The organism is Kitasatospora sp. NPDC094019 (assembly GCF_044764505.1).
Classification (GTDB): domain Bacteria; phylum Actinomycetota; class Actinomycetes; order Streptomycetales; family Streptomycetaceae; genus Kitasatospora.
Genome location: NZ_JBIWIF010000010.1, coordinates 80768 through 100911, shown reverse-complemented (window position 1 = coordinate 100911; position 20144 = coordinate 80768). Strand labels below are relative to the sequence as shown.

Sequence of the window (20144 nt, the reverse complement as noted above, 5' to 3'; positions counted from 1 at the left end):
GGGAGTGCGGGCCGGGCCACCGGCGGCCCGCACGCCGACGCCCGGCGGACGCCGGAAGGAGAAGCCACCCCCGGCCGGGAAAGACCCCCGGCCGGGCCACGTACGACGAGCCGCGGGGACCCGATGACCCACCAACCCGAACCACACCTGTCCGGCGTCCTCGCCATCGACGCCGGCAACTCCAAGACCGACGTCGCCCTCGTCGGCGCCGACGGCAGTGTCCTCGGCTCCGCCCGGGGCGGCGGCTTCACACCGCAGAAGACCGGTGGCGCCGCCGCCGTGGCCGGCCTCGCCCCGCTGGTCGAGGAGGCCGCCGCGGCCGCCGGGCTGAGCGGCTGGACCGGCCCGCTGACCAGCCACGTCAGCGCCTGCCTGGCCAACGCCGACCTCCCGGTCGAGGAGGAGGCCCTGCGGGTGGCGCTGGAGTCCCACCCCTGGGGCGTCAGCAACACCGTGGTCAACGACACCTTCGGCCTGCTGCGGGCCGGCACCGACGGTCCGCGCGGCGTCGCCGTCGTCTGCGGCGCCGGCATCAACTGCGTCGGACTGCTGCCGGACGGCCGCACCGCCCGCTTCCCCGCCCTCGGCGAGCTCACCGGCGACTGGGGCGGCGGCTCCGGCCTGGCCCTCAGCAGCATGTGGCACGCCGTCCGCGCGGAGGACGGGCGCGGCGGGCCGACCGCGCTCGCGCCCGCGATCGCCGAGCACTTCGGCCTGCCCAGCGCCGGCGCCGTCGCCGAAGCCGTCCACCTCGGGCACCTGCCGTACGCCCGGCTGCACGAGATCGCGCGGGTCCTGTTCGCGGTCGCCGGCGAGGGCGACCGGACGGCGCTGGAGCTGATCGACCGGCAGGCCGACGAGATCACCCGGCTGGCGGTGGTCGCCCTGCGCCGCCTCGACCTGCTGGACGCGCCGACCCCGGTGGTGCTCGGCGGCGGGGTGCTGGCCTCCCGGCAGTCGCTGCTGCTGGACAACATCACGGCCCGCCTGGCCCGGGCCGCGCCGCTGGCCGAGCCGCGGGTCGTCGTCGCGCCGCCGGTGCTGGGCGCGGTCCTGCTCGGCCTGGACCACCTGAAGGCCGGGCCGCAGGCGCAGGAGCGCGCGCGGCGGGCCTACGACCCGGCGCACCCGGTGGCCGCGTAGCCTCCCGGCCGCCTCCGCCCCCTGTCCTCCGCCCCCGCCGGGCCCGCACGCCCGGCGGGGGCGGTCGCACACCCGGGGCCGGGCGGTCGTGCGTCCGGGACCTCGGGCCGGTCGTGCGTCCGGCGCGGGAACGGTGGGTGGCGGGCGCCCCGGAGCGGAACCGGTCGAACGGATTCCACGTGTACGCGGGTGTCTCGTCAGGCCACGTTCCTGGAAGACTCATCCCCATGACCGCGCCCCGTCGTCTCCTCCTCGCCGTGCTGCTCTGTTGCGCCGTCACCACCGGCCTCACCGCCTGCACCCCGATCGACGAGGACCCGACCCTGGCGATGTCCTCGGACGAGGTCGGCGACCCCGGCTACACCGAGGACGCCGACGACATCGAGGACGCCGGGGAGGACGGGTACGCCGACACCGAGGAGTACTGGTCGGCCCCCGGGGCCGACCTCGACCTGGCCGCCCCCGCGTCCTCCCCCGCCGCGTGCGCGACCGCGGCCGGGCACCGGGTGGTCCGGGTCCTGGAGGTCCGGGAGGGCCGGCTGAGCGTCCGCCCGGTGGCGCCCGGCTGCGACTCCGCCGCCGAACCGGCCGAGCTCGCCCTGGCCGCGCACGCCACCGCCACCCTGATCGACCTCCCGCACGACGAGCCGGCCAAGGAGGTGCAGCTGCCCGTCCTCCTCGACCACCTCGACACCTGTCTGTCCGGCGGCGAGCCCGAACTCCCCTACGCCTGCTACGGCGACACCTACGACCTGGTCGTGGACGCGCGCGGCCGGATCACCCGGATCCGGGAGCTGCGGGCGTCCTCCTGAGCCCCCGGAAGACGGGGCTTGACCTCAGGTGCGGTTGAGGTTGTCGGATGGGGGACGTGACCCGGACACCCGGACACCCGGTCTCCCGACCGGCGGGTGACGGATCGCGGCCGGTCGGAACCACGTGGTCGATGCCCAGTCAGCGGCGTGGTCCGGGCCGGCTCCCGGGGGCCGGCTCCGATCCTGCGATCGTGCCAGGAGGCGGCCCCCGGTTCCCCTTGTCCTCCTTGTCGTCCTTGTCGCCTCTGCCGTCCTTGTCGCCTCTGTCTTCCTTCGTCGCCCTGGCCGGTCCGGGCCGGGCCGGCGCGACCGGTGTGCCGGAAGCGGTCGACAGGAGCGGCGCGGGTGGCGCAGAGTCAGGACGCATGACCGATCTCGCCGGACTCCCGCCGCTCCCCGCCCGTTACCGGTCCGGACCGGCGGCCGTCGCCGACGCCCCCGCCCTCGCCCGGCTGGTCGCCGCCTGCGAGCGCGACCTGCTCGGCCGCGCCGAGAGCGCGCCGGGCGAGGTCGCCGCCGACCTCGCGCACCCCGGCCTCGACCCCGCCCGGGACTCCGTGCTGGTGCGGGACGGCCGCGGCGAGGTGGCCGGCTGGGCGTGGGTGCGCGGCGGGCGGCGGAGCCGGGTCGACGTCCACCCGGGGCACCGGGGTGCCGGCCTGGGCGGGTGGCTGCTCGACTGGACCGAGGCGCGGGCCCGGCGGGCGGGCGGGGAGCGGCTCGCCCAGGCGGTGGAGGACGGCGACCGGGGCGCCGTGGGGCTGCTGCGCTCGCGCGGCTACCTGCCGTTCGTCTCCCAGTGGCAGCTGGGGATCGCGCTGCCCGCCGCCCCGGTGGCGGCCGCGCCGCCGGGGGTCTCCGTGCGGCCGTTCCGTCCGGGCGACGAGCGGGCGGCGTACCGGGTGACCGAGGACGCGTTCGACGAGTGGCAGGTACGGCGCAGTCCCTACCAGGAGTGGGCACTGCGGACGGTCGGGCTGGAGTCGTTCGCGCCCGCGCTGTCGCGGGTGGCCTTCGCCGGCGGGGAGATGGTGGGCGCGGCGCTGGCACTCGACGTGCCGGACTGCGGCGAGGGCAACGTCGAACGGCTGGCCGTGCGGCGCGACCACCGGCACCGGGGGATCGCGCGGTTGCTGCTCGGCGAGGTGTTCGGCGCCCTGCACCGGCACGGCCGGGAGCGGTGCACGCTGTGGACGCACTCGGAGACGGGCGCGCTGCCGCTGTACGAGCGGCTGGGGATGACCGTCCGGCGCACCTCGTCGATGTACGGCAAGGCGCTCGGCGGCTGAGGACTGTCCGTGTCCGTCCACGGCCGCCTCCCCGGCCGGGCGGGCCGGGGAGGCGGTGCGGTGCTCAGGCAGTGCGGTGCCCGGGCAGTGCGGTGCTCAGGCGGCGCCGCGGCGGCGGCGCCGGAGCCGGCCGAGCGCGGCGGCCCCGCCCGCGAGCGCGAGGGCCGCGAGCGACCCGCCCGCGAGCAGGGGCGTGCGGGAGGACGGTTCGGCCGCCGGGCCGCCGGTCCCGTAGCCGCTGGACATGCCCCGGGTGTCGTAGTCGGAACCGGGCAGCTTGTCGGCGTAGCGGTCCTTGACCACCTTCTGGTAGTCGGCCAGCGACATCGCCGACCGGCCCCGGAGCCCTTCCCGGGCCTGGTCGTTGAGCGGCTCCACGGTGGTGAGCGTCAACCGGTACCAGCCGCGGATCTGGGGCTCGGTGAAGACCAGGGAGCCCGGGGTCGCGCTGCCCGCGTACCCGGCGTCGCTGTCGCCGTCCCGCACCCCCGCCAGGTGCCAGCCGCCGCCCTCGGTCGGGGCGAGCAGCACGGTGGCGGTGCGGTCGTTGACCGCGGCGCCGAGCGAGGAGACCAGGTTGCTCAGCCTGACCGCCGAGGTCGGCACCGGCAGCGCCGTGCCCGCGGCGAACTCCGGGGTGATCTCGTGCACCGCGAGCGGGTCGTTGAGGGTGAACGCGGGCAGGCCCGCGCACGGGTCCGGCGCGTCGGGGATCGTCACCGCGGAGCCGGCCCCGCCGTCGGGCCCGGCGGCGGGCAGCGGGGTGGCGAGGAAACGGCAGACGGCGTCGTGGACGCCGGCCGACCGCACCAGGTCCAGTGCGGCCTGGAAGTCGGGGATGTCGGCCGCCCGGGCCGGGCCGGCCGCGGACAGCAGCACGGACGCGCCCAGCGCCGCGACCAGGGACAGCCGGGAGAACCGGGTGGTCCTCCGGCCGACGGGCTGGATTCGGTCACTCATGTGTCGTCACTCCTTCTCGGTCTTCTCGGTCTTCTCGGACTAGCGGGAGATGCCGGTACGGGAGTGGGTCCAGCGGAACGAGCTGTTGTTGACGTAGTCGTTGTAGTTCCACCAGGTGTAGGTGGTGGTGTCCGGCCACGGGTCGCCGACGGCGATGGTGTTGTTCGAGGTGTCGAAGCCGTAGACGACGTTCATGTGGCCGCCGCCGGACTTCCAGCCGATCCGGGCGCCGATCGGCCGGGCGGCCTTGACGTCGCTGGTGACCTCGGCGAACGAGGCCGCGCGGACGAGACCGGTGCCGGGGTTGGCCATGCCCAGGTCGTACCAGGCGTTGGCCATGTCCTCCAGCCTGGCGGGCTGGTTGTCGCAGCTCGGGCCGCCGGCGTACGACGAGGCGCGCTTGCAGAAGTCCGCCTGGGTGCTGCCGTATCCCTGGAACTTGGCGATGGTGAGCCCGGAGGCCGACCAGCACCACTGGGTCTTCTCCTGCTTCAGCATGGTGATCTGGTCGTAGCCGGCTTCCGCCCTGGCCGTACCGCCCGCGGCCAGGAGGACCGCCGAGGCCGCGAGGGCCAGCGCCGGTCCGGTGACGGTGTACCTGAATCTCCTCATGTTCCTGCCTTCCCATGGGGCGTGGGATGCCCAGCGCCATGACAGCGCGGACCGCCGCCGTTCACCGGACGGCTCGTCGGAGGCAGGGCCGAAGAGGTGGTTAGCCGTATAAGATCCGGATGGCCGGAAACATTCGTAGCCGGAGGGCCCTTGGGGCGCGTGGACACCACGGCGCCGGGCGACCCGTCGACAACTCCCGGAGCCACCAGGGCCATGCACCGATCCCCCCGCCGGACCCGCGCCGCCACGGCCGCCCGTGCCGCCGGTACTGCCGCTGCCGCGGTGCTGCTGCTCACCGGCTGCACCGCCGGGAACCCGGCCGCCCCGTCCGCCGCGACCACCCCGGCCGCCGCCTCCACCGCGAGGCCCGAGGTCGACCCGGCCGCGGCCGCGGCGAGGGCGAGCAGGGAGCCCTATGCCGTCTCGGTCCGGTCGACGGTCGGGATCGGCGCAGAGGTGCTGATGGAGATCACGGCACGGCAGAACCTCAACTCCGCCTTCAGCGGCCGGCAGGAGCGCCGCACCGGCATCACCGTGTCGGAGATCCTCGTCACCACCGACGCCGAGTACCACCGCACCGGCGGAGCGGCGGGCACCTGGACCAGGAGCTCGCTGCGCTTCAACGGCACCTCGGAGTACGACCTAGCGGGCTACGCCCCGGTGCTGCTCTCCCTGGGGCCGGACGCACGCAAGGGCGTGGAGACCCGTGACGGCGTCCTGGTCCACCACCTCGCCGGCCATCTGGACCTCGACCGGCTGGGCCAGGTCTCCGCCGAGGCGCGCTCCGACGCGGAGTACGACGGCATCACGGGCGTCGACCTCGACCAGTGGATCGACGTCGACGGCCGGACCCGCTACGCCGAGAAGCGCTGGACCCACGACGGCACGGTGATGGTGGTCACGATGGCGTTCAGCGACTACGGCCCGCCGGAGGTCTTCGACTCCCCTATCCCGGCCGGGGTCTGACACGGCGGCACCGCCGGACAGGAGTCCCGTCCGGCGGTGCCGCGTGGCGCCCGTCCGGTCAGCCGGCGCTGCCGCGCGGGGCGGTCGGGTGGCCGAAGCGGAACAGCGGGTCCGCGGTGTCGAACGGGACGTCCTCCCGGGCGGCGTCGACGGCCGCGTCGGAGCGCGGGAGGTCGAAGGGGAGGGTGCCGGTCATCGCCGCGCGGCCGAGCACGGCGTCCAGCACGATGTCGTCGGCGGCGCCGAACTCGCCCACCAGCAGCGCCGCGTGGGGTGCCAGCGGAGTGAGGACGGCGGGGCGCTCCAGCTGCGCGACCAGCGCCGTGGGCAGCGCGCGGGCAAGCTCCGCCAGCCGGGCCGCCTCGGCCGGCTCGAACTCCAGCGAGCCGGAGTGGAACGCCTGCTCCAGCAGCCCTTCGCGCTTCTCGTAGGGCGTGGCGAGGCGGACCACCGCGAGCTCGGCGTCCTCGGGCCGGTCGACGACGGTGCCGTAGCGGGCGGCCACGGCCGGGTCGACGCCCTCGACGTAGAGGCGGGTGCCGGTGAGCGGGCGGCCGGCCAGGTGGACCAGCGAGCGGGCCTGGACCTCGCGGCCCAGCACCCGCCCCTCGGGCGCGCCGACCAGGGCGACGGCGGCCTCGACGTCCACGTACGGGTCGTCGAACAGGCCGAGGCGGAACTTGTCGCGCAGGATGCGGCGGACGGACTCGTCGAGACGGGCCTCGGTGACGGCGCCGGATCGGACCACGCCGAGGATCAGCTCCGGGTCGGTCTCGCCGCCGAGCTGGTCGGCCCCGGCGTGCAGGGTCAGCGCCACCTGCTCCGGCACGGACAGCTCCTCCACGCCCCAGTGGCGCGGCGGCAGGCTGACGATGCCGGGGACGTCCATGCCGGTGATGGCGTTGAAGTCGGTGCAGACCACACCGTCGAAGCCGTACTTCCCGCGCAGCAGGCCGGTGATGACGTCGTGGTTGAAGTTGGCGCCGACCTCGGCCAGTCCGCTGCCGGAGGGGATCGCGTAGGCGGGCATGATCTGCGCGGTGCCGGCCTCGAACGCGGCCTCGAAGGGGCGCAGGTGCCGGTCGAGGGCGCCACCCGGGTAGACCAGCCGCCGGCCGGCCGCGAAGTGCGAGTCCTCGCCCTTGAACTGCGGTCCGCCGCCGGGGAAGTGCTTGGTCATGCAGGCGACGCTGTCCGGGCCGATCCGCCCGCCCTGGAGGCCGCGGATGTAGGCGGCGATGATCCGGGAGGCGCGGTCCGGGTCCTCGCCGAAGGTGCCGCTGATCCGGGCCCAGCGCGGTTCGGTCGCGAGGTCGGCCATCGGGTGGATGGCGACCCGGATGCCGACGGCCCGCAGTTCGCGGCCGATCAGCGCGGCGTACTCCTCGACGAGTCCCGGGTCGTCGGTGGCGGCCAGCCCGATCGGCTCGGGGCCGGTGGAGAAGCCGCCGCCGGTGAAGGCGGTGGCCGGGTTGGCGGTGAAGCCGTGCCGGGGGTCGGAGGCGAGGGTGACCGGGATGCCGAGGCGGGCGGCGGCGGCGAGGTCCTGGACGTGGTTGTTCCACTCGGCCATGGCCCGGGCGTCGGGGACGGCCATCATGCCGAAGGCGGTGAGACCGTGTTCGGTGATGAGGTGCTCGCCGGAGGGGAAGGGGCCCTGGTTGCCGGGGAGCATCCGGCCGTGGAGCATCTGGGCGGCCTTCTCCTCCACCGTCATCCGGGCCAGGAGGTCCTCGACGCGCTCCTCGACGGGCAGCCGCGGGTCCTCGTAGGGCTCCATGGTGCCGTTGTGGTTGAGGTCGCGGAACGGCGTGCCGTCGTCGTGCCGCAGCAGCGGCGGGCGGCTCACGGTGCTCACGCCGTCACCCCGGCGGCGGCCTTGGCGCGGAAGGCCGCGACGGTCCCGGCGTCCACGCCGCAGTGGGCGAGGAAGCCCTCGGTGCCGCCGTAGCGGGTGCCGATCAGCTCCAGGAAGGTGGCCATCGCGCCGGCCGGGGCCTCCAGCAGCGGACGGGGCACGACCAGGTTGCCGGTCGTGTAGTCGTTCAGCGCGGCCCGGTTGCGCTCGGCCAGGCCCTCGAAGATCTGGGTGAGCGCGGCGCCGGTGCGGGCGTAGTCGGCGACGATCTCCTCGGCGGGCACGCCGAGCAGGTCGAGCAGCAGGGCGGTCAGGAAGCCGGTGCGGTCCTTGCCCGCGGCGCAGTGCAGCAGCACGCCGCCGGGGCGGGCGGCGGCCTCGACCGCGAGCCTGACGGCTTCCGGGGCGGACTCGGCCATCAGCAGGTAGAAGGCGCCGAGGTCGGCGTCGGTGACCATCGCCTGCATGGCCGCCTCCAGTTCCGCGGTGGTGGGCTGGATGCGGGCGGCGACCACCTCGACGCCGTCGGCCGCCGAGACCGCCCAGTCCTCGTCCTGCGCCTCGCCGTCGCCGCGCAGGTCGACGATCGTGCGGACGCCGGCGGTGCGCAGCTGGGCGGAGATGTCGGCAGTGTCGCGGGGGAACGGCTGGGCGGAGCGGTACAGGGCACCGGGGCGGATCCAGCGGCCGGCGGGGTCGGCGAGGGTGGCGGGGTCGCGGAAGTTGACCAGGGTCATGGTGGGGGCCTTTCGGTGGGGGCGGGCTGGGGAGCCGGGACGGTCCGGGCGGGACTGTCCCGGAGGCACGGAACGATCGGGGAGAACGGGACATCTAGATGTCTAGATGTCTAGATGTCTACCTGGAGGATCGGGGCCGGGGCAAGCGACGCCGGGGTGAACTTCCGGACAAGCCCGGACGGGAGCCGCCCTGCGGCTCCGTAGGATCGGGCGCGTGGCAACGCACCGAAGCGACACCCCGCTGTACCGCCGGCTGGCCCGGCAGCTCCAGGAGCGCATCGACGCCGGAACGTACCCGGCGGGCTCCCGGCTGCCCAGCGAGCCGGAGCTGAGCGCCGACTTCGGCGTCAACCGGCTGACCGTCCGGCAGGCGGTGGCGGAGCTGGAGCGGGCCGCGGTGCTGGAGATCCGCCGGGGCGTGGGGACCTTCGTCCGCCCGCCGTCGGTCCGGGTCTCGATCGCCGTCGACCCGCGCAGCCAGCGGTTCGACCTCGGCAGCGTGCACCGCGCCCTGCCGCTCGGGACCGAGCCGCCGAACGGGGTGGCGGGAACCGTCGAGGGCGACGGCGAGACCGTGGTGGCGGCGCCGACCGTCGGCGGCTCCGCCGAGGACGACGAGGCGGCCCGGCAGCTGGGCCGCGCCACCGGGGAGCTGTCCCGGGTGGACACGGTGATCCGGATCGGCGGCCGGCCCCGGGTGGCGAACAGCTATTGGGTGCCGACCCGGCCGCTGCCGGCCGAACTGCTGCGGCCCGGGCGGCCGGGGAACATGGTGCCCGCCCTGGCCGGGGCGGCCGGGGTGGAGCTGGAGTACGACTGGCGGGCGTTCGGCGCGATCGGCGCGGACCTCGCGGACGCGGAGCTGCTCGGGGTGCCGCCGGGCACCCCGCTGCTGGTCCGCGAGGGCGTCAGCTGCACGCCGGACGGCACGCCCGCGCTGTACGTGCGGCGGCGGATCGACGGCAGCAGCGCGCGGTTCGTGCTGCACTACCGCGAGCCGGGCGGGACGGACGGCGCGGACGGGTCCGGGCCCGCGCGGTAGCCGGGCGCGCTCACCCGGCGGCCCCGGGCGGGGCGGGGGCGGCTTCCGGCTCCGACACCGGCTCCACTCCGGGCTCCGGCTCCGCACCCGACAGAGGGCCCGGCACCCGTACCGGCACCGACACCGAGGCGGCCTCCGCCCCCTGGTCCGGCTCCGAGAGCGACCCCAGCAGCAGTCGGAACGCCACCGCCCAGTCCCGCAGCGGCCGCCCTTCCTCGCCGTCGACCACGTGCCGCCGGGTCAGCCCCGCCAGCAGCGCCGCCAGGGCCTGCGGCCGCAGATCGGCGACCGGGTCCACGCCCAGCCGCTCGGCCGCGATCGCCGCCGAGCGCTGCGCGAACGTGTCGATCATGATCAGCGCGAAGTCGTGCACGCTGCGGATCCCGATGAACCGGCGCCGCAGCGCCCGCCGCCGCACGGTGTGCTCGGCCGACTCCTCCAACTGCCCGTCGGTGACGGCCCCGGCGTGCTCGAAAGCCTCCCAGATCCCGAGCCCGGGCGGCGCGGCGGCGAAGGCGTCCAGGATCGCGAGCCCGAAGTCCATGCCGAAGAGCAGGGCCTCCTTGCACTCGTAGTACCGGAAGAAGGTGCGGTGGGCGACGTCCGCGCGCCGACAGATCTGGTCCACCGTGGTGCTCTCGAAGCCCTGCTCCTCGAAGAGGTCGAGCCCCGCCGTCCGGATCGCCTGTCTGGTCCGCGCCCGCTTGCGGTCGCGCAGTCCGGGCTCCGCCGCGGTGTCCGTCCCCTGCCCCTGCATCCTGCCCGCTCCTCGTCAACTGGTCTGCCGCACGCGGCCGTAGTCGTACCGAATCACGCCCGGAGCGGCCGCTCAAGCCGAGCGCGAACTCGTCGTCAGCTCGTCATGTGAAGTTTGCACAACTGCCAATTGGCAGTTGTGCCACTTCCAAAAGCTGGGCTTCGACGGCGACCGGTCCGGTCGGGACCGCCCGTTCCTCCCCCGCTCTCCCCGCCTTCCCCCCTCCCCCGCCCCCACCGAACCCCACGAGGAACCATGAAGCGGCACAAGCACGTTCTGGCATCCGCGGTCTGCACGGCGGCCCTCGCCCTCACCGCCGTCGCCTGCTCCGCCTCCGACGACACCCTGGCCGGCGGCGGCGCGACCGGCTCCGCGCCCAAGGACGACGGGCCCGCCGTCGACGGCGGCACCCTGAGAATCGGCCTCGACCGGCCGTTCGCCAAGCTCGACCCGGCCGACGGCGGACTCGCCTCGATGCCGCTGATGATCCTGACCAACGCGCTCTACGACCCGCTGATGGTCAACGGCGACAACGGCGCCGTCCAGCCCCACCTGGCCAAGTCCTTCACCCCGAACGCCGACGCCACCGCCTGGACGCTGGAGCTGCCCGAGGGCGTCACCTTCAGCGACGGCAAGCCGCTGGACGCGCAGGCCGTCGTCGACCACGTCAACCGGCTCGCCAAGCCCGAGGCCAAGTGCGGCTGCGCCGTCGACGCCGCCACCATCGGCGCCATGACGGTGAACTCCCCGACCTCCGTCGGCTTCGCCCTCAAGGCCGCCAACGCCGCCTTCCCCAACCTGTTCACCCGCTCCCTCGGCTACATCTCCGAGGCGCCCGCCGCCGCCGACAGCCCCGCCGTCGGCTCCGGCCCGTACACGGTGGAGAGCGTGCAGCCCGGCGTCTCGGCGACCCTGGTGCGCAACCCCGCCTACCGGGGGCCCAAGGGCCACGCCGAAAAGCTGGTCTACAAGGTGCTGCCGGACACCGACAGCCGCTACCAGTCGCTGCGCTCCGGCGACGCCGACCTCGCCTGGACCGAGACCCCCGCGCAGTACAAGCAGGCCGCCGGCGACGGGCTGCGCGCCGCGACCGGCCCCGGCTCGACCTCCACCGTGCTGTTCAACACCAAGGCCGCCCCCTTCGACGACCCGAAGGTCCGCAAGGCGCTCCAGTACGCCGTGGACCGCGCCGCCGTCGAGCGGGTCGTCCACCTCGACCAGGGCAAGGTCTCGGACGGCCCGATCGGCTCCGCCTCGCCCTACCGGGGCGGCGCCGACCCCGGCTACCCCGCGCACGACGCCGCCAGGGCCAAGGCCCTGCTCGCCGAGGCCGGCCACGCCGACCTCGCCTTCGACTACCTGGTCGACAGCCGGCCCGAGGCCCAGCAGCGGGCCACCGTGCTCCAGCAGATGTTCGCCGAGGCGGGCGTCCGGATGACCATCAAGCCGCTCGACCCGGCGGCCCTCGGCACCGCGATGTACCAGCGCCAGTTCCAGGTGATGGACTTCGTCACCAGCATGTTCGGCGACACCGACACCGCCCTGACCAGCCTCTACCTGCCCGACTCCCCCTACAACTTCACCGGCTGGAACAACCCGGGGGCCGCGAAGGCGATCACCGCCGGGCACGGCACCGTCGACCCGGCCCAGCGGGCCCGGTCCTACCAGGAGGCCGCGCGGGAGATCGTCGCCGACGCCCCGATGCTCTTCCTGACCGAGAACCCGGTCGGCCTCCTCTCCTCCGCCAAGGTCGGCGGACTGCCCGACGTCTCCAAGCGGACCGTCGTCAGCGTCTCCCCCGCCGTGCTGTGGGTGAAGAAGTGACCTCCACGCCACTGGCGCCCGCCCTCCGGACGGCGGGGCGCGCCGCCGGACGGGCCGGGCGGGCCGCCTCGGTGCTGCTGATCGTCACCGTCTCGGCGCTCTCCCTGCCCCACCTGATGCCCGGCTCGCCCGCCCTGGCCGCGCTCGGTCCCACCGCCACACCCGAACAGATCGCCGCGTACGAGGCCAAGCTCGGCCTGGACGACAACGTGCTCGCCGCCGCCTGGCGCTGGCTCGGCGACGCCCTGCACGGCGACCTCGGCCACTCGCTGTCCACCGGCGCCGCCGTCACCGCCGAACTCTCCGACCGGATCCCGGTCACGCTCGAACTCTTCGTCGCCGCCCAGCTGGTGGCGCTCGGCCTGGCCCTGCCGGTGGCCCTGTACTCGGCCTGGCGACCGGGCGGCGCGGTCGACCGGATCGCCACCGCCGGCGCGTTCGTCTGGCTCGCCGTGCCCGGCTTCGTGCTCGGCCTGGTGCTGATCTGGCTCGCCGCCGTCCAGATGCGGATCCTGCCCGCCACCGGCTGGACGCCGTTCACCGAGGACCCGTTCGACAACCTGCGCCACCTGGTACTGCCCGCTCTCACCCTCGGGCTCACCGAGGCGGCGGTGTTCACCCGCACCCTGCGCGGCCAGCTGATCGACACCCTCGACCAGACCTACGTCGCCGCCGCCCGCAGCCGCGGCATGGGCACCGTGCGGCTGCTGCTGCGGCGCACCCTGCGGCCCTCCTCGCTGCCGCTGGTCACCCTGGTCGGGATCGGCATCGGCATGTCGCTCGGCGGCTCGGTGCTGGTCGAGTCGCTGTTCGCGGTGCCGGGCGTCGGCACCCTGGCGGCCACGGCCATCGCCGGCCGCGACTTCCCGGTGGTGCAGGCCGTGGTGGTGGTCAGCGCCGTCGCCGTGGTGGCGGCCACCCTCGCCGTGGACCTGCTGTACCGCACGATCGACCCGAGGATCGCCGATGAGCGTCGCTGAGACCGCCCCGACCTCCCCGGCGGCGACCACGTCCCCCGCCGTCCGGGTCCGCCGCCCGGCCACCGGGGTCCTGGTGGCCGGGGCCTGGCTGGCGCTGGTCGCGCTCGCCGCCCTGCTGCTCCCGCTGCTGCCCGGGTTCGACCCGCTGCACGGCGACTTCGCCCACCCCGCCGCCGCCCCCGGCCCCGGCCACTGGCTGGGCACCGACGCCGCCGGGCGCGACGTCCTGCAGCGGACCGTGGCCGGCGCCCGCGCCTCCTTCGCCGTCGCCGGACTGACCATCGCCGTCGGCCTGCTCGGCGGCGGCGCGCTCGGCCTCGCGGCCGGCTGGTTCCGGGGCCCGGCGGACAAGGTGATCGGCTTCGCCACCGACCTGCTGATGTCGGTGCCCTCGCTGATCCTGGTGATGATCACGGTCGCGCTGCGCGGCCCGAGCCTGACCGTGATCGGCAGCCTGATCGGGCTGTTCACCGTGCCGCACTTCACCCGGGTGGTGCGCGCCGTCGTCCTGTCGCTCAGCGAACGCGGCTTCGTCCAGGCCGCCCGGATGATCGGTACCGCGCCGCTGCGCGTCCTGCGCCGCGAAGTGGTCCCGCACGTCGCGCCCGCCGCGCTCGGCTTCGCCTTCACCGCCACCACGGTCGCGATCGTCGCCGAGGGTTCGCTCAGCTTCCTCGGCTTCGGCCTCCGCCCGCCGGAGCCGTCCTGGGGCGGCATCATCGCCGAGGGCCGGACCACCCTCGGCAGCGCGCCGTGGATCTCGCTCGCCCCCGCCGCGGTGCTCTGCCTGACCGTCCTCGCCCTCAACTACCTGGGTGAGCAGCTCCGTTCGAAGGGAGGCCGGGGATGACCGCCCCAGTCCTGGAAGTCCGCTCGCTGGACACCACCCTGCACACCCCCGACGGCCGGACCCTGCACGTCCTGCACGGCATCGACCTCAGCATCGACGCCGGGGAGTGCCTCGGCGTCGTCGGCGAGTCCGGCTCCGGCAAGTCCGTGCTGGCCCGCACCGTGCTCGGCGTCCACCCCCGCGCCACCCGGGCCGCCGCCACCGGGCGGATCCTGCTCAACGGCGAGGACCTGCTCACCGCCGCCCCGCGCCGGCGCGCCGAACTCCTCGGCACCGGCGTGGCGATGGTCCACCAGGACCCGATGACCTCGCTCAACCCGGTGGTCCGGATCGCCGACCAGGTCACCGAGTCGCTCACCAACCGGCGCCGGATGCGGCGCCGGGACCGGCTGCGCACCGCCGCCGAACTGCTCGCCGCCGTCGACGTGCCCGACCCGGCCCGGCGCGCCCGCGCCTATCCGCACGAGCTGTCCGGCGGGCTGCGGCAGCGGGTCGGCATCGCCGCGGCCCTGGCCGGCTCGCCCGCCCTGCTGCTCGCCGACGAGCCCACCACCGCGCTCGACGTCACCGTCCAGCGCACCGTCCTCGACCTGCTCGACCGGCACCGGGGGACCCGCGGCCTCGCCACCCTGCTGATCACCCACGACATCGGCCTGCTGTACGGCCGGGCCCGGCGGATCGCCGTCATGTACGGCGGGCGGATCGTCGAGACCGGGCCCACCGAGGCCGTCACCGAGGCACCCGCCCACCCGTACACCGCCGCGCTGCTGCGCTCGGTGCCCAGGGTGACCGGGCCGCTGCGCCGCGTCCTGCCCGCCGTGGCCGGCTCGCCGCCGGACCTCTCCCGGCCGACCGCCGGCTGCCCGTTCGCGCCGCGCTGCGAGCGCGCCGAGGCGGTCTGCTCGACGGACGCGCCCCCGGTCCACCGGGCCGGGGACGGCCACACGGCCGCCTGCCACTTCCCGCTCACGCCGTCGGCCCCACCCGCCGTGTCCGCCTCGTCGGCCGCGTCCGTGACGAAGGCCCAGGAGACCGTATGACCCCCGTCGACCCCACCCCCGGCCCCTCCCCCGTCGTGCTGCGGGCCACCGGGCTCTCCGTGGTCCACCGCACCCGCTCCGGCCCGCTGCACGCCGTCAGCGAGGTCGACCTGACCCTGCGCGAACGCCGCACCCTCGCCCTGGTCGGCGAATCCGGCTCCGGCAAGAGCAGCATCGCCAAGGCCCTGCTCCGCCTCCCCCCGCCCACCGCCGGCACCGTCACCGTGGACGGCACCGACCTGGCCGGCCTCACCCCCCGCGCGCTGCGGGCCCTGCGGCCCCGGCTGCAGATGGTGTTCCAGGACCCGGTCTCCTCGCTCAACCCGCGTCGCACCGTCCGCGACCTCGTCGCCGAACCGCTCGACGCCCACCCCGACCCGGCGGTGGACCGCGCCGCCGTGGTCGAACGCCAACTGGAGGCGGTCGGGCTGCCGCCCGCCCTGTTCGGCGACCGCCGGCCCGCCCAGCTCTCCGGCGGCCAGGCCCAACGGGTCGCCATCGCCCGGGCACTGGCGGCCGGACCCCGGGTGCTGATCGCCGACGAGGCCGTCTCGGCGCTCGACGTCTCGGCCCAGGCCACCGTGCTCAACCTGCTGCGCCGGCTCACCGAGGAACGCGGCCTGGCGAGCCTGTTCATCTCGCACGACCTCGGCGTGGTCCGCGCGGTCAGCGACGACGTCGCGGTGCTCCAACTCGGCCGGCTCTGCGAGCAGGGCCCCACCGAGGAGGTGCTCGCCGCACCCGCCCACCCCTACACGGCCGCGCTGCTCGCCGCCGTCCCCGAACCCGGCCGGCCGCTCGGCGACACCGGGCTGCTCCCCGCCGACCCGCCCTCGCCGCTCGATCCGCCCTCCGGCTGCCGGTTCCGCACCCGCTGCCCGTTCGCCGACGAGCGGTGCGCGCGCGAGGTGCCGGAGCTGCGCGAGGTCTCACCGGGGCGCACCGTCGCCTGCCACCGCCCGCTGCTGCCGGTCCCCGGGGCGGACTCCGCCGCGCACGACGACGGGGGCGCCGTCCGGCCGACCCGATAACATGCCCGGGCCGGCTGGCCGGCGGACAGGCCCCTCGGCCGCCCGGTCGGCCCGCCGGACGGCCGCACCGCACCCACGGGCCGGGGGCGGACACCACACCATGACGGCGGCCAACGGAACCGGCACCCCGGGCACCCCCGACATCCCCGGCGACCTGGCCGGCCACTGCCTGGCCCTGTTCACCGAGGTCTCCCGCACCGGCCGCCTGCTCCGCCGCGCCGAACTCGAACGACTGCGCGACCTCGGCGAGCGCGCCGCCGAAGCCGGCCACGGACTGCGCGACCTCGTCGGCGTCTGCCTCGGCGCCACCCGCGCCTCCTGGCAGACCTTCCCCGGCCCCACCGCCACCACCACCGCCGAGGTCCGGCGCACCGGCGACGCCGTACTCGCCGCCACCCAGGCCGCGCTGGGCGCCGTCGCCGAGGGCCACGAGCGCGCCCAGCGGATGGCCGTCCGCCAGGAGGAGGCCAACCGGCGGGAACTCGTCAACGACCTGCTGCACGGCCGTACCGACCTCGGCCGGCTCGCCGAACGCGCCGAACGCTTCGGCCTGCGGCTCGCCGCCGGCTACACCGTCGCCGTCGCCGTCGGTGCCGAGCCCTACCTGGAGGGCTCGCCCACCCCGCACCGGATCCTGCGCGAACTGACCGGCCGCTACGACGACCGCACCCTGCTGCTCGCCGTCCGCGACGGACAACTCGTCTGCATCGCCTCCGACGGCGAGCAGGCCGTCCTCGCCGCGTTCACCGACCTCGCGCTGCGCCCCGGCCCCGGCTACCGGCCGGCCCTGCGGGTGGCCACCGGCCGCCGCCACGGCGGCACCGGAGGCATCGTCCGCAGCTACGAGGAGGCGATCGCCACGCTGGAGTACGCGGAGCGGCTCGGCCTGCCCGCGGCCCGGCTGCGGGCCGAGGAACTGCTGGTCTTCCCGGTCCTGATGCGGGACCGGGAGGCGATGGGCGACCTGGTGCGCACCGTGCTCGGCCCGCTCACCGCCGCCCGCGGCGGTGCCCGCCCGCTGCTGGAGACCATCACCGTCCAGGCCGAGGCCGGGTACGTGAACGCGGAGACCGCCCGTCGGCTCGGGCTGAGCGTGCGCGCCCTCGGCTACCGGCTGGAGCGCATCCGCGACCTCACCGGCTACGACCCGGCCGAGGCCCTGCACCGCTACACCCTGGAGACCGCCGTGATGGGCGCCCGGCTGCTCGACTGGCCCGACCAGCCGCTGTGACCTTCGGTCCGAAGGTTCCGAACACGCCGAACGTTCTGAACGTTTCGGACGGCCCCGCGTTGCCTGCGGTTTCCGGATATTTTCAGGGTGTCAAAACACCATCAAGATTGCCGGATCCTGGCAGTGTGCGGACGCCTCCGCACTGACAGGATCGCTGCGGCGCACGGGGGATCCGGCGCTGCAGGAAGAGTCTGGGGGGCGGGGCGGTTGCGGGGGAATTTCAGGGCCGCGCCGGGCTTCCCGACTCTGGTGGTGACCGCTGAGTACTGGATGCTGGCCCTGCTCAGCGGCCTTGGCGCCGACGTCGTGTCCGGGGGACACGACGTCGGCCACGCCACCGGGACCCGGAACGGGGGGTGCGGCGCCGATCCCCATGTCGACGCCGTGCCCGGGCCTCTTCCCGACGATCTCCCCGGCGACCTGCTCGCTTCCGAACCCTTCCCCCTGGTCGGCCGCTCCTGCTTCGTCCTCCCGGGCGACGCCACCGCCACCGGCGGCTGGGCCGAGGTCACCACGGACGACGGCTCGCCCGCCCTCCTCGCGGTCCGCACCCCACCCGGCGACCCCACCGTCCCGGCCGGCCGCACCGCCCTGATCCACGCCCACGACCCGGCCACCGACACCTACCTGATCACCCTCCTGGACCTGAGCAGCCTCTTCAGCTGACGGACATTCGACGGATGGTCCGACTTGTTCCGTACGAACGCGGCGGATCCCGGACAGGCGGTAGGTTCGGGGCGCGGCGTCCCTGCGGCCGCCGTTTCCCGCCAGCCCACGGCCACAGCGAGGCAGCAGATGAGCGCCCAACCCGTCCAGCCCCGGCTGCCGTCCACAGGTCCGCGGACGATCCGCGAGTTCCGCGGCACCCTGACCGGTTCCGACCTCGCACGCTTCAACACCGAGATCGAGGACGTCCCCCTGCACGAAATCCGGGACTATCTCAAGAGCTGGCAGCACCTGCTGCACCTACGCACCGTCCCCGAGATCGAGCACGCCCTGCGTACCGCATTCGACCGGCCGGGAACGCCGCTCGCCGATGTCCTCCCCGAGTGGTCCGAGTCCGATGTCTGACCTGCTGCCGGTGTTTCTCGACGACGCCGTCCGGCCGGCTGCGGCCGGTCTCACCGACGACCAGCGGCGCCGATTCCTGGACGCCCTGCGCAGCATCCGACGCGACCCGGAGCTGGGACTGCCGTACACCACCGGAGACGACGTCTCCGGTCGTATTGTCGTCGTCCCGGGGGACGAGGCGACCCCCGGCATGACACTGGGCTACCGGGTCGGCGAGGACGAACTCCGGATCGTACTGCTGCTCGTAGGCCCCTGAACGAGCGGTGGGCGACTGCTCTGTCAGCGGCGGGCCGCCGCCAGGAGGGCGGGGACGGTCGGGAGTTTGACGCGGGGGCGGCCGGTGGCTTCGCCCCGGGCGCGTTCGGCGCGGTCGATGGCCCGGAGCTGACGCAGGCCGAGGGCGTCGGGGCGGCGGGTGCGGACCAGTCGGTCGAAGGCCCTGCGGTCGCCGGAGGGGTGGGGCAGGGTGCCCGCGACGGCGTCGTCCAGGAGGGCGTGCACGGTCTCCTCGGCGCAGGCGCGGTTGGCGCCGATGCCACCGGAGGGGCCGCGTTTGGCCCAGCCGACCAGGTAGGTGCCGGGCAGCGGCCGGCCGGTCGCCGGGTCGAGGACGCGGCCGCCCCGGTGCGGGACGCTCGCGGTGACCTCGTCGAAGGGCAGTCCGGGGAGCGGGACGCCGCGGTGGCCGATGGAGCGGACCACCAGGGCGGCACGCAGGGGTTCGTCCTCGCCGGCCAGGCGGACGGCCTCGACCCGTTCGCCGCCCAGGAGTTCGACCGGAGCGGCGTGGAAGCGGAGCACGATCCGCCGGCCCGGCCGGGGCGGAGCGGCGCCGTCGAGGTGTACCGGGGGGAGGCCGGCGAGCAGGGCCGCGACCGAGCCCGCGGGCGCGGCGGCGAGGGCCGCGCGGACCTCCGGCCGGTCGTCCACGACCACCTCGACACCCGGGAGCCGGGTGAGGGCGAGGAATTCGGGGGTGGTCCAGGCGGCCTGCTCGGGCCCGCGCCGGGCGGTCAGGACGACCTCGCGGACCGGGCTGCGGCGCAGGGCGGCGAGGGCGTGGTCGGCGATGTCCGTGGCGGCGAGCCGGTCGGGGTCGGTGAGCAGGATCCGGGCGATGTCGATCGCGACGTTGCCGTTGCCGATGACCACGGCCCGTTCGGCGCCGGGCCCGGTGCCGGCGCCGAGGGCGACCGCGTCGCCGGGCACGGTGGGTTCGGCGTTGTACCAGCGGACGAAGGTGGTGGCGGGCAGGCTGCCGGGGAGGTCCTCGCCGGGTATGCCGAGCCGGCGGTCGGCGGCGGCGCCGACCGCGTACACCACCGCGTGGTGGTGGGCGGCGAGTTCGGCGTGGTCGAGGTCGGTGCCGACCTCGACGTTGAGGTGGACCCGCAGCCGGGGGTCGTGGAAGACCGAGGCGAAGCTCTCGGCGATCCGCTTGGTCGACTGGTGGTCGGGGGCGACGCCGTGCCGCAGCAGTCCGCCGGCGACGGGCAGCCGGTCGAGCATGGTGACCTCGGCGCCGGTGGTGCGCAGCAGGGCCTGCGCGGTGTAGCCCGCGGACGGCCCGGTGCCGACGACGGCGACCCGCAGCGGGCCGGTCCCGAGGTCGAGGCCGGTGGGCAGGCTGCGGGGGAAGGCGGGCGCGCCCCAGGCGTGGTCGGTGGGGTGGTCGCGGTACCAGTCGCGGTTGAGGTCGCCGTAGACGGCGTCGGGGCCGACGAGCCGGTCGACCGGGAAGATCGCGTCGACCGGGCAGGCGTCGGCGCAGGCGCCGCAGTCGATGCAGGCGGCCGGGTCGATGAAGAGCAGGTCGGTGCGGCCGAAGTCGGGCTCGTCGGGGGTGGGGTGGATGCAGTTGACCGGGCAGACGGACACGCAGGAGGCGTCGTTGCAGCAGGACCGGGTGATCGCGTAGGCCATGGCGGGGGCGGGGTTCCT

The 20144-nt window shown here is 75.4% G+C and carries 20 protein-coding genes; 14 read left to right on the top strand and 6 right to left on the bottom strand.

All coding sequences use genetic code 11. The features are described 5' to 3' along the window. The first annotated feature begins 123 nt into the window (after window positions 1-123). The 3 genes from ACIQ9P_RS23055 (at window position 124) to ACIQ9P_RS23045 (ending at window position 3244) form a co-directional block, all read left to right on the top strand. On the top strand, window positions 124-1143 hold the full coding sequence (locus ACIQ9P_RS23055) for an N-acetylglucosamine kinase (RefSeq protein ID WP_402359136.1): 1020 nt from the start codon (window positions 124-126) through the stop codon (window positions 1141-1143). A 227-nt stretch (window positions 1144-1370) separates the two neighbouring features. Further along, window positions 1371-1955 (top strand): hypothetical protein, encoded by a 585-nt coding sequence (locus ACIQ9P_RS23050; RefSeq protein WP_402359133.1) that lies wholly within the window; start codon window positions 1371-1373, stop codon window positions 1953-1955. Between the two features lie 365 nt (window positions 1956-2320). Then, the gene (locus ACIQ9P_RS23045) at window positions 2321-3244 is read left to right on the top strand and encodes a GNAT family N-acetyltransferase (RefSeq protein ID WP_402359130.1); all 924 of its coding nucleotides are present in this window, start codon (window positions 2321-2323) and stop codon (window positions 3242-3244) included. Between the two features lie 96 nt (window positions 3245-3340). Here ACIQ9P_RS23045 and ACIQ9P_RS23040 read toward each other — a convergent pair whose 3' ends face one another. Further along, window positions 3341-4204, bottom strand: a complete 864-nt coding sequence (locus tag ACIQ9P_RS23040) for a hypothetical protein (protein ID WP_402359127.1) — start codon at window positions 4202-4204, stop codon at window positions 3341-3343. 39 nt (window positions 4205-4243) lie between these two features. Next, window positions 4244-4816, bottom strand: coding sequence for a papain-like cysteine protease family protein (locus ACIQ9P_RS23035; protein ID WP_402359124.1), 573 nt, complete (start codon window positions 4814-4816; stop codon window positions 4244-4246). A gap of 213 nt (window positions 4817-5029) precedes the next feature. Between ACIQ9P_RS23035 and ACIQ9P_RS23030 the strand changes: the two genes are divergently transcribed. Further along, a complete protein-coding gene (locus tag ACIQ9P_RS23030; RefSeq protein ID WP_402359121.1) occupies window positions 5030-5782 on the top strand; it encodes a hypothetical protein in 753 nt (250 codons plus the stop codon). 58 nt (window positions 5783-5840) lie between these two features. On the opposite strand, the gene ACIQ9P_RS23025 is transcribed toward ACIQ9P_RS23030, so the two are convergent. Both ACIQ9P_RS23025 and ACIQ9P_RS23020 read right to left on the bottom strand, forming a co-directional pair. Further along, a complete protein-coding gene (locus tag ACIQ9P_RS23025) occupies window positions 5841-7640 on the bottom strand; it encodes a glycoside hydrolase family 3 protein (protein ID WP_402359119.1) in 1800 nt (599 codons plus the stop codon). Beyond that, window positions 7637-8377 (bottom strand): tyrosine-protein phosphatase, encoded by a 741-nt coding sequence (locus ACIQ9P_RS23020; protein ID WP_402359116.1) that lies wholly within the window; start codon window positions 8375-8377, stop codon window positions 7637-7639. The genes ACIQ9P_RS23025 and ACIQ9P_RS23020 overlap by 4 nt, the downstream gene beginning before the upstream one ends. A gap of 214 nt (window positions 8378-8591) precedes the next feature. On the opposite strand from ACIQ9P_RS23020, the gene ACIQ9P_RS23015 reads away from it, so the two are divergent. After that, window positions 8592-9419 carry a GntR family transcriptional regulator gene (locus ACIQ9P_RS23015; RefSeq protein WP_402359113.1) on the top strand — a complete coding sequence of 276 codons (828 nt, stop codon included), beginning with the start codon at window positions 8592-8594 and terminating at the stop codon, window positions 9417-9419. Window positions 9420-9429: 10 nt separating this feature from the next. On the opposite strand, the gene ACIQ9P_RS23010 is transcribed toward ACIQ9P_RS23015, so the two are convergent. Next, on the bottom strand, window positions 9430-10176 hold the full coding sequence (locus tag ACIQ9P_RS23010; RefSeq protein WP_402359110.1) for a TetR family transcriptional regulator: 747 nt from the start codon (window positions 10174-10176) through the stop codon (window positions 9430-9432). A gap of 255 nt (window positions 10177-10431) precedes the next feature. Here ACIQ9P_RS23010 and ACIQ9P_RS23005 point away from each other — a divergent pair, with 255 nt between their 5' ends. From ACIQ9P_RS23005 to ACIQ9P_RS22965, 9 genes are all read left to right on the top strand, one after another. After that, complete coding sequence (locus tag ACIQ9P_RS23005) at window positions 10432-12000, top strand: ABC transporter substrate-binding protein (protein WP_402359108.1); 1569 nt, start codon at window positions 10432-10434, stop codon at window positions 11998-12000. Then, complete coding sequence (locus ACIQ9P_RS23000; RefSeq protein WP_402359105.1) at window positions 11997-12980, top strand: ABC transporter permease; 984 nt, start codon at window positions 11997-11999, stop codon at window positions 12978-12980. Before ACIQ9P_RS23005 ends, ACIQ9P_RS23000 begins: the two co-directional genes overlap by 4 nt. Beyond that, window positions 12967-13830, top strand: coding sequence for an ABC transporter permease (locus ACIQ9P_RS22995; protein ID WP_402359102.1), 864 nt, complete (start codon window positions 12967-12969; stop codon window positions 13828-13830). Before ACIQ9P_RS23000 ends, ACIQ9P_RS22995 begins: the two co-directional genes overlap by 14 nt. Further along, the gene (locus tag ACIQ9P_RS22990; RefSeq protein WP_402359099.1) at window positions 13827-14870 is read left to right on the top strand and encodes an ABC transporter ATP-binding protein; all 1044 of its coding nucleotides are present in this window, start codon (window positions 13827-13829) and stop codon (window positions 14868-14870) included. The genes ACIQ9P_RS22995 and ACIQ9P_RS22990 overlap by 4 nt, the downstream gene beginning before the upstream one ends. After that, on the top strand, window positions 14867-15901 hold the full coding sequence (locus tag ACIQ9P_RS22985) for an ABC transporter ATP-binding protein (RefSeq protein WP_402359096.1): 1035 nt from the start codon (window positions 14867-14869) through the stop codon (window positions 15899-15901). Before ACIQ9P_RS22990 ends, ACIQ9P_RS22985 begins: the two co-directional genes overlap by 4 nt. A gap of 100 nt (window positions 15902-16001) precedes the next feature. Further along, window positions 16002-17132, top strand: coding sequence for a PucR family transcriptional regulator (locus ACIQ9P_RS22980; protein ID WP_402359093.1), 1131 nt, complete (start codon window positions 16002-16004; stop codon window positions 17130-17132). Between the two features lie 252 nt (window positions 17133-17384). Then, window positions 17385-17798: a hypothetical protein gene (locus ACIQ9P_RS22975; protein ID WP_402359090.1), complete on the top strand. Its 414-nt coding sequence runs from the start codon at window positions 17385-17387 to the stop codon at window positions 17796-17798. Between the two features lie 129 nt (window positions 17799-17927). Further along, entirely contained in the window at window positions 17928-18203 is a 276-nt protein-coding gene (locus tag ACIQ9P_RS22970; protein WP_402359087.1) for a hypothetical protein, read from the top strand. Next, entirely contained in the window at window positions 18196-18459 is a 264-nt protein-coding gene (locus tag ACIQ9P_RS22965) for a hypothetical protein (protein WP_402359084.1), read from the top strand. The genes ACIQ9P_RS22970 and ACIQ9P_RS22965 overlap by 8 nt, the downstream gene beginning before the upstream one ends. Window positions 18460-18482: 23 nt before the next feature. On the opposite strand, the gene ACIQ9P_RS22960 is transcribed toward ACIQ9P_RS22965, so the two are convergent. Beyond that, on the bottom strand, window positions 18483-20126 hold the full coding sequence (locus ACIQ9P_RS22960) for a 4Fe-4S binding protein (RefSeq protein WP_402359081.1): 1644 nt from the start codon (window positions 20124-20126) through the stop codon (window positions 18483-18485). Between the last annotated feature and the right edge of the window lie 18 nt (window positions 20127-20144).

Bases quoted from the DNA above. Each gene is read 5' to 3' on its own strand.
- ACIQ9P_RS22980 (WP_402359093.1), top strand. From the start codon at position 16,002: ATGACGGCGGCCAACGGAACCGGCACCCCGGGCACCCCCGACATCCCC.
- ACIQ9P_RS23030 (WP_402359121.1), top strand. From the start codon at position 5,030: ATGCACCGATCCCCCCGCCGGACCCGCGCCGCCACGGCCGCCCGTGCC.
- ACIQ9P_RS22995 (WP_402359102.1), top strand. From the start codon at position 12,967: ATGAGCGTCGCTGAGACCGCCCCGACCTCCCCGGCGGCGACCACGTCC.
- ACIQ9P_RS23045 (WP_402359130.1), top strand. From the start codon at position 2,321: ATGACCGATCTCGCCGGACTCCCGCCGCTCCCCGCCCGTTACCGGTCC.
- ACIQ9P_RS23040 (WP_402359127.1), bottom strand. From the start codon at position 4,204: ATGAGTGACCGAATCCAGCCCGTCGGCCGGAGGACCACCCGGTTCTCC.
- ACIQ9P_RS23020 (WP_402359116.1), bottom strand. From the start codon at position 8,377: ATGACCCTGGTCAACTTCCGCGACCCCGCCACCCTCGCCGACCCCGCC.
- ACIQ9P_RS23035 (WP_402359124.1), bottom strand. From the start codon at position 4,816: ATGAGGAGATTCAGGTACACCGTCACCGGACCGGCGCTGGCCCTCGCG.
- ACIQ9P_RS22985 (WP_402359096.1), top strand. From the start codon at position 14,867: ATGACCCCCGTCGACCCCACCCCCGGCCCCTCCCCCGTCGTGCTGCGG.
- ACIQ9P_RS23010 (WP_402359110.1), bottom strand. From the start codon at position 10,176: ATGCAGGGGCAGGGGACGGACACCGCGGCGGAGCCCGGACTGCGCGAC.
- ACIQ9P_RS22970 (WP_402359087.1), top strand. From the start codon at position 17,928: ATGAGCGCCCAACCCGTCCAGCCCCGGCTGCCGTCCACAGGTCCGCGG.
- ACIQ9P_RS22990 (WP_402359099.1), top strand. From the start codon at position 13,827: ATGACCGCCCCAGTCCTGGAAGTCCGCTCGCTGGACACCACCCTGCAC.
- ACIQ9P_RS22960 (WP_402359081.1), bottom strand. From the start codon at position 20,126: ATGGCCTACGCGATCACCCGGTCCTGCTGCAACGACGCCTCCTGCGTG.
- ACIQ9P_RS23050 (WP_402359133.1), top strand. From the start codon at position 1,371: ATGACCGCGCCCCGTCGTCTCCTCCTCGCCGTGCTGCTCTGTTGCGCC.
- ACIQ9P_RS22965 (WP_402359084.1), top strand. From the start codon at position 18,196: ATGTCTGACCTGCTGCCGGTGTTTCTCGACGACGCCGTCCGGCCGGCT.
- ACIQ9P_RS23005 (WP_402359108.1), top strand. From the start codon at position 10,432: ATGAAGCGGCACAAGCACGTTCTGGCATCCGCGGTCTGCACGGCGGCC.
- ACIQ9P_RS23055 (WP_402359136.1), top strand. From the start codon at position 124: ATGACCCACCAACCCGAACCACACCTGTCCGGCGTCCTCGCCATCGAC.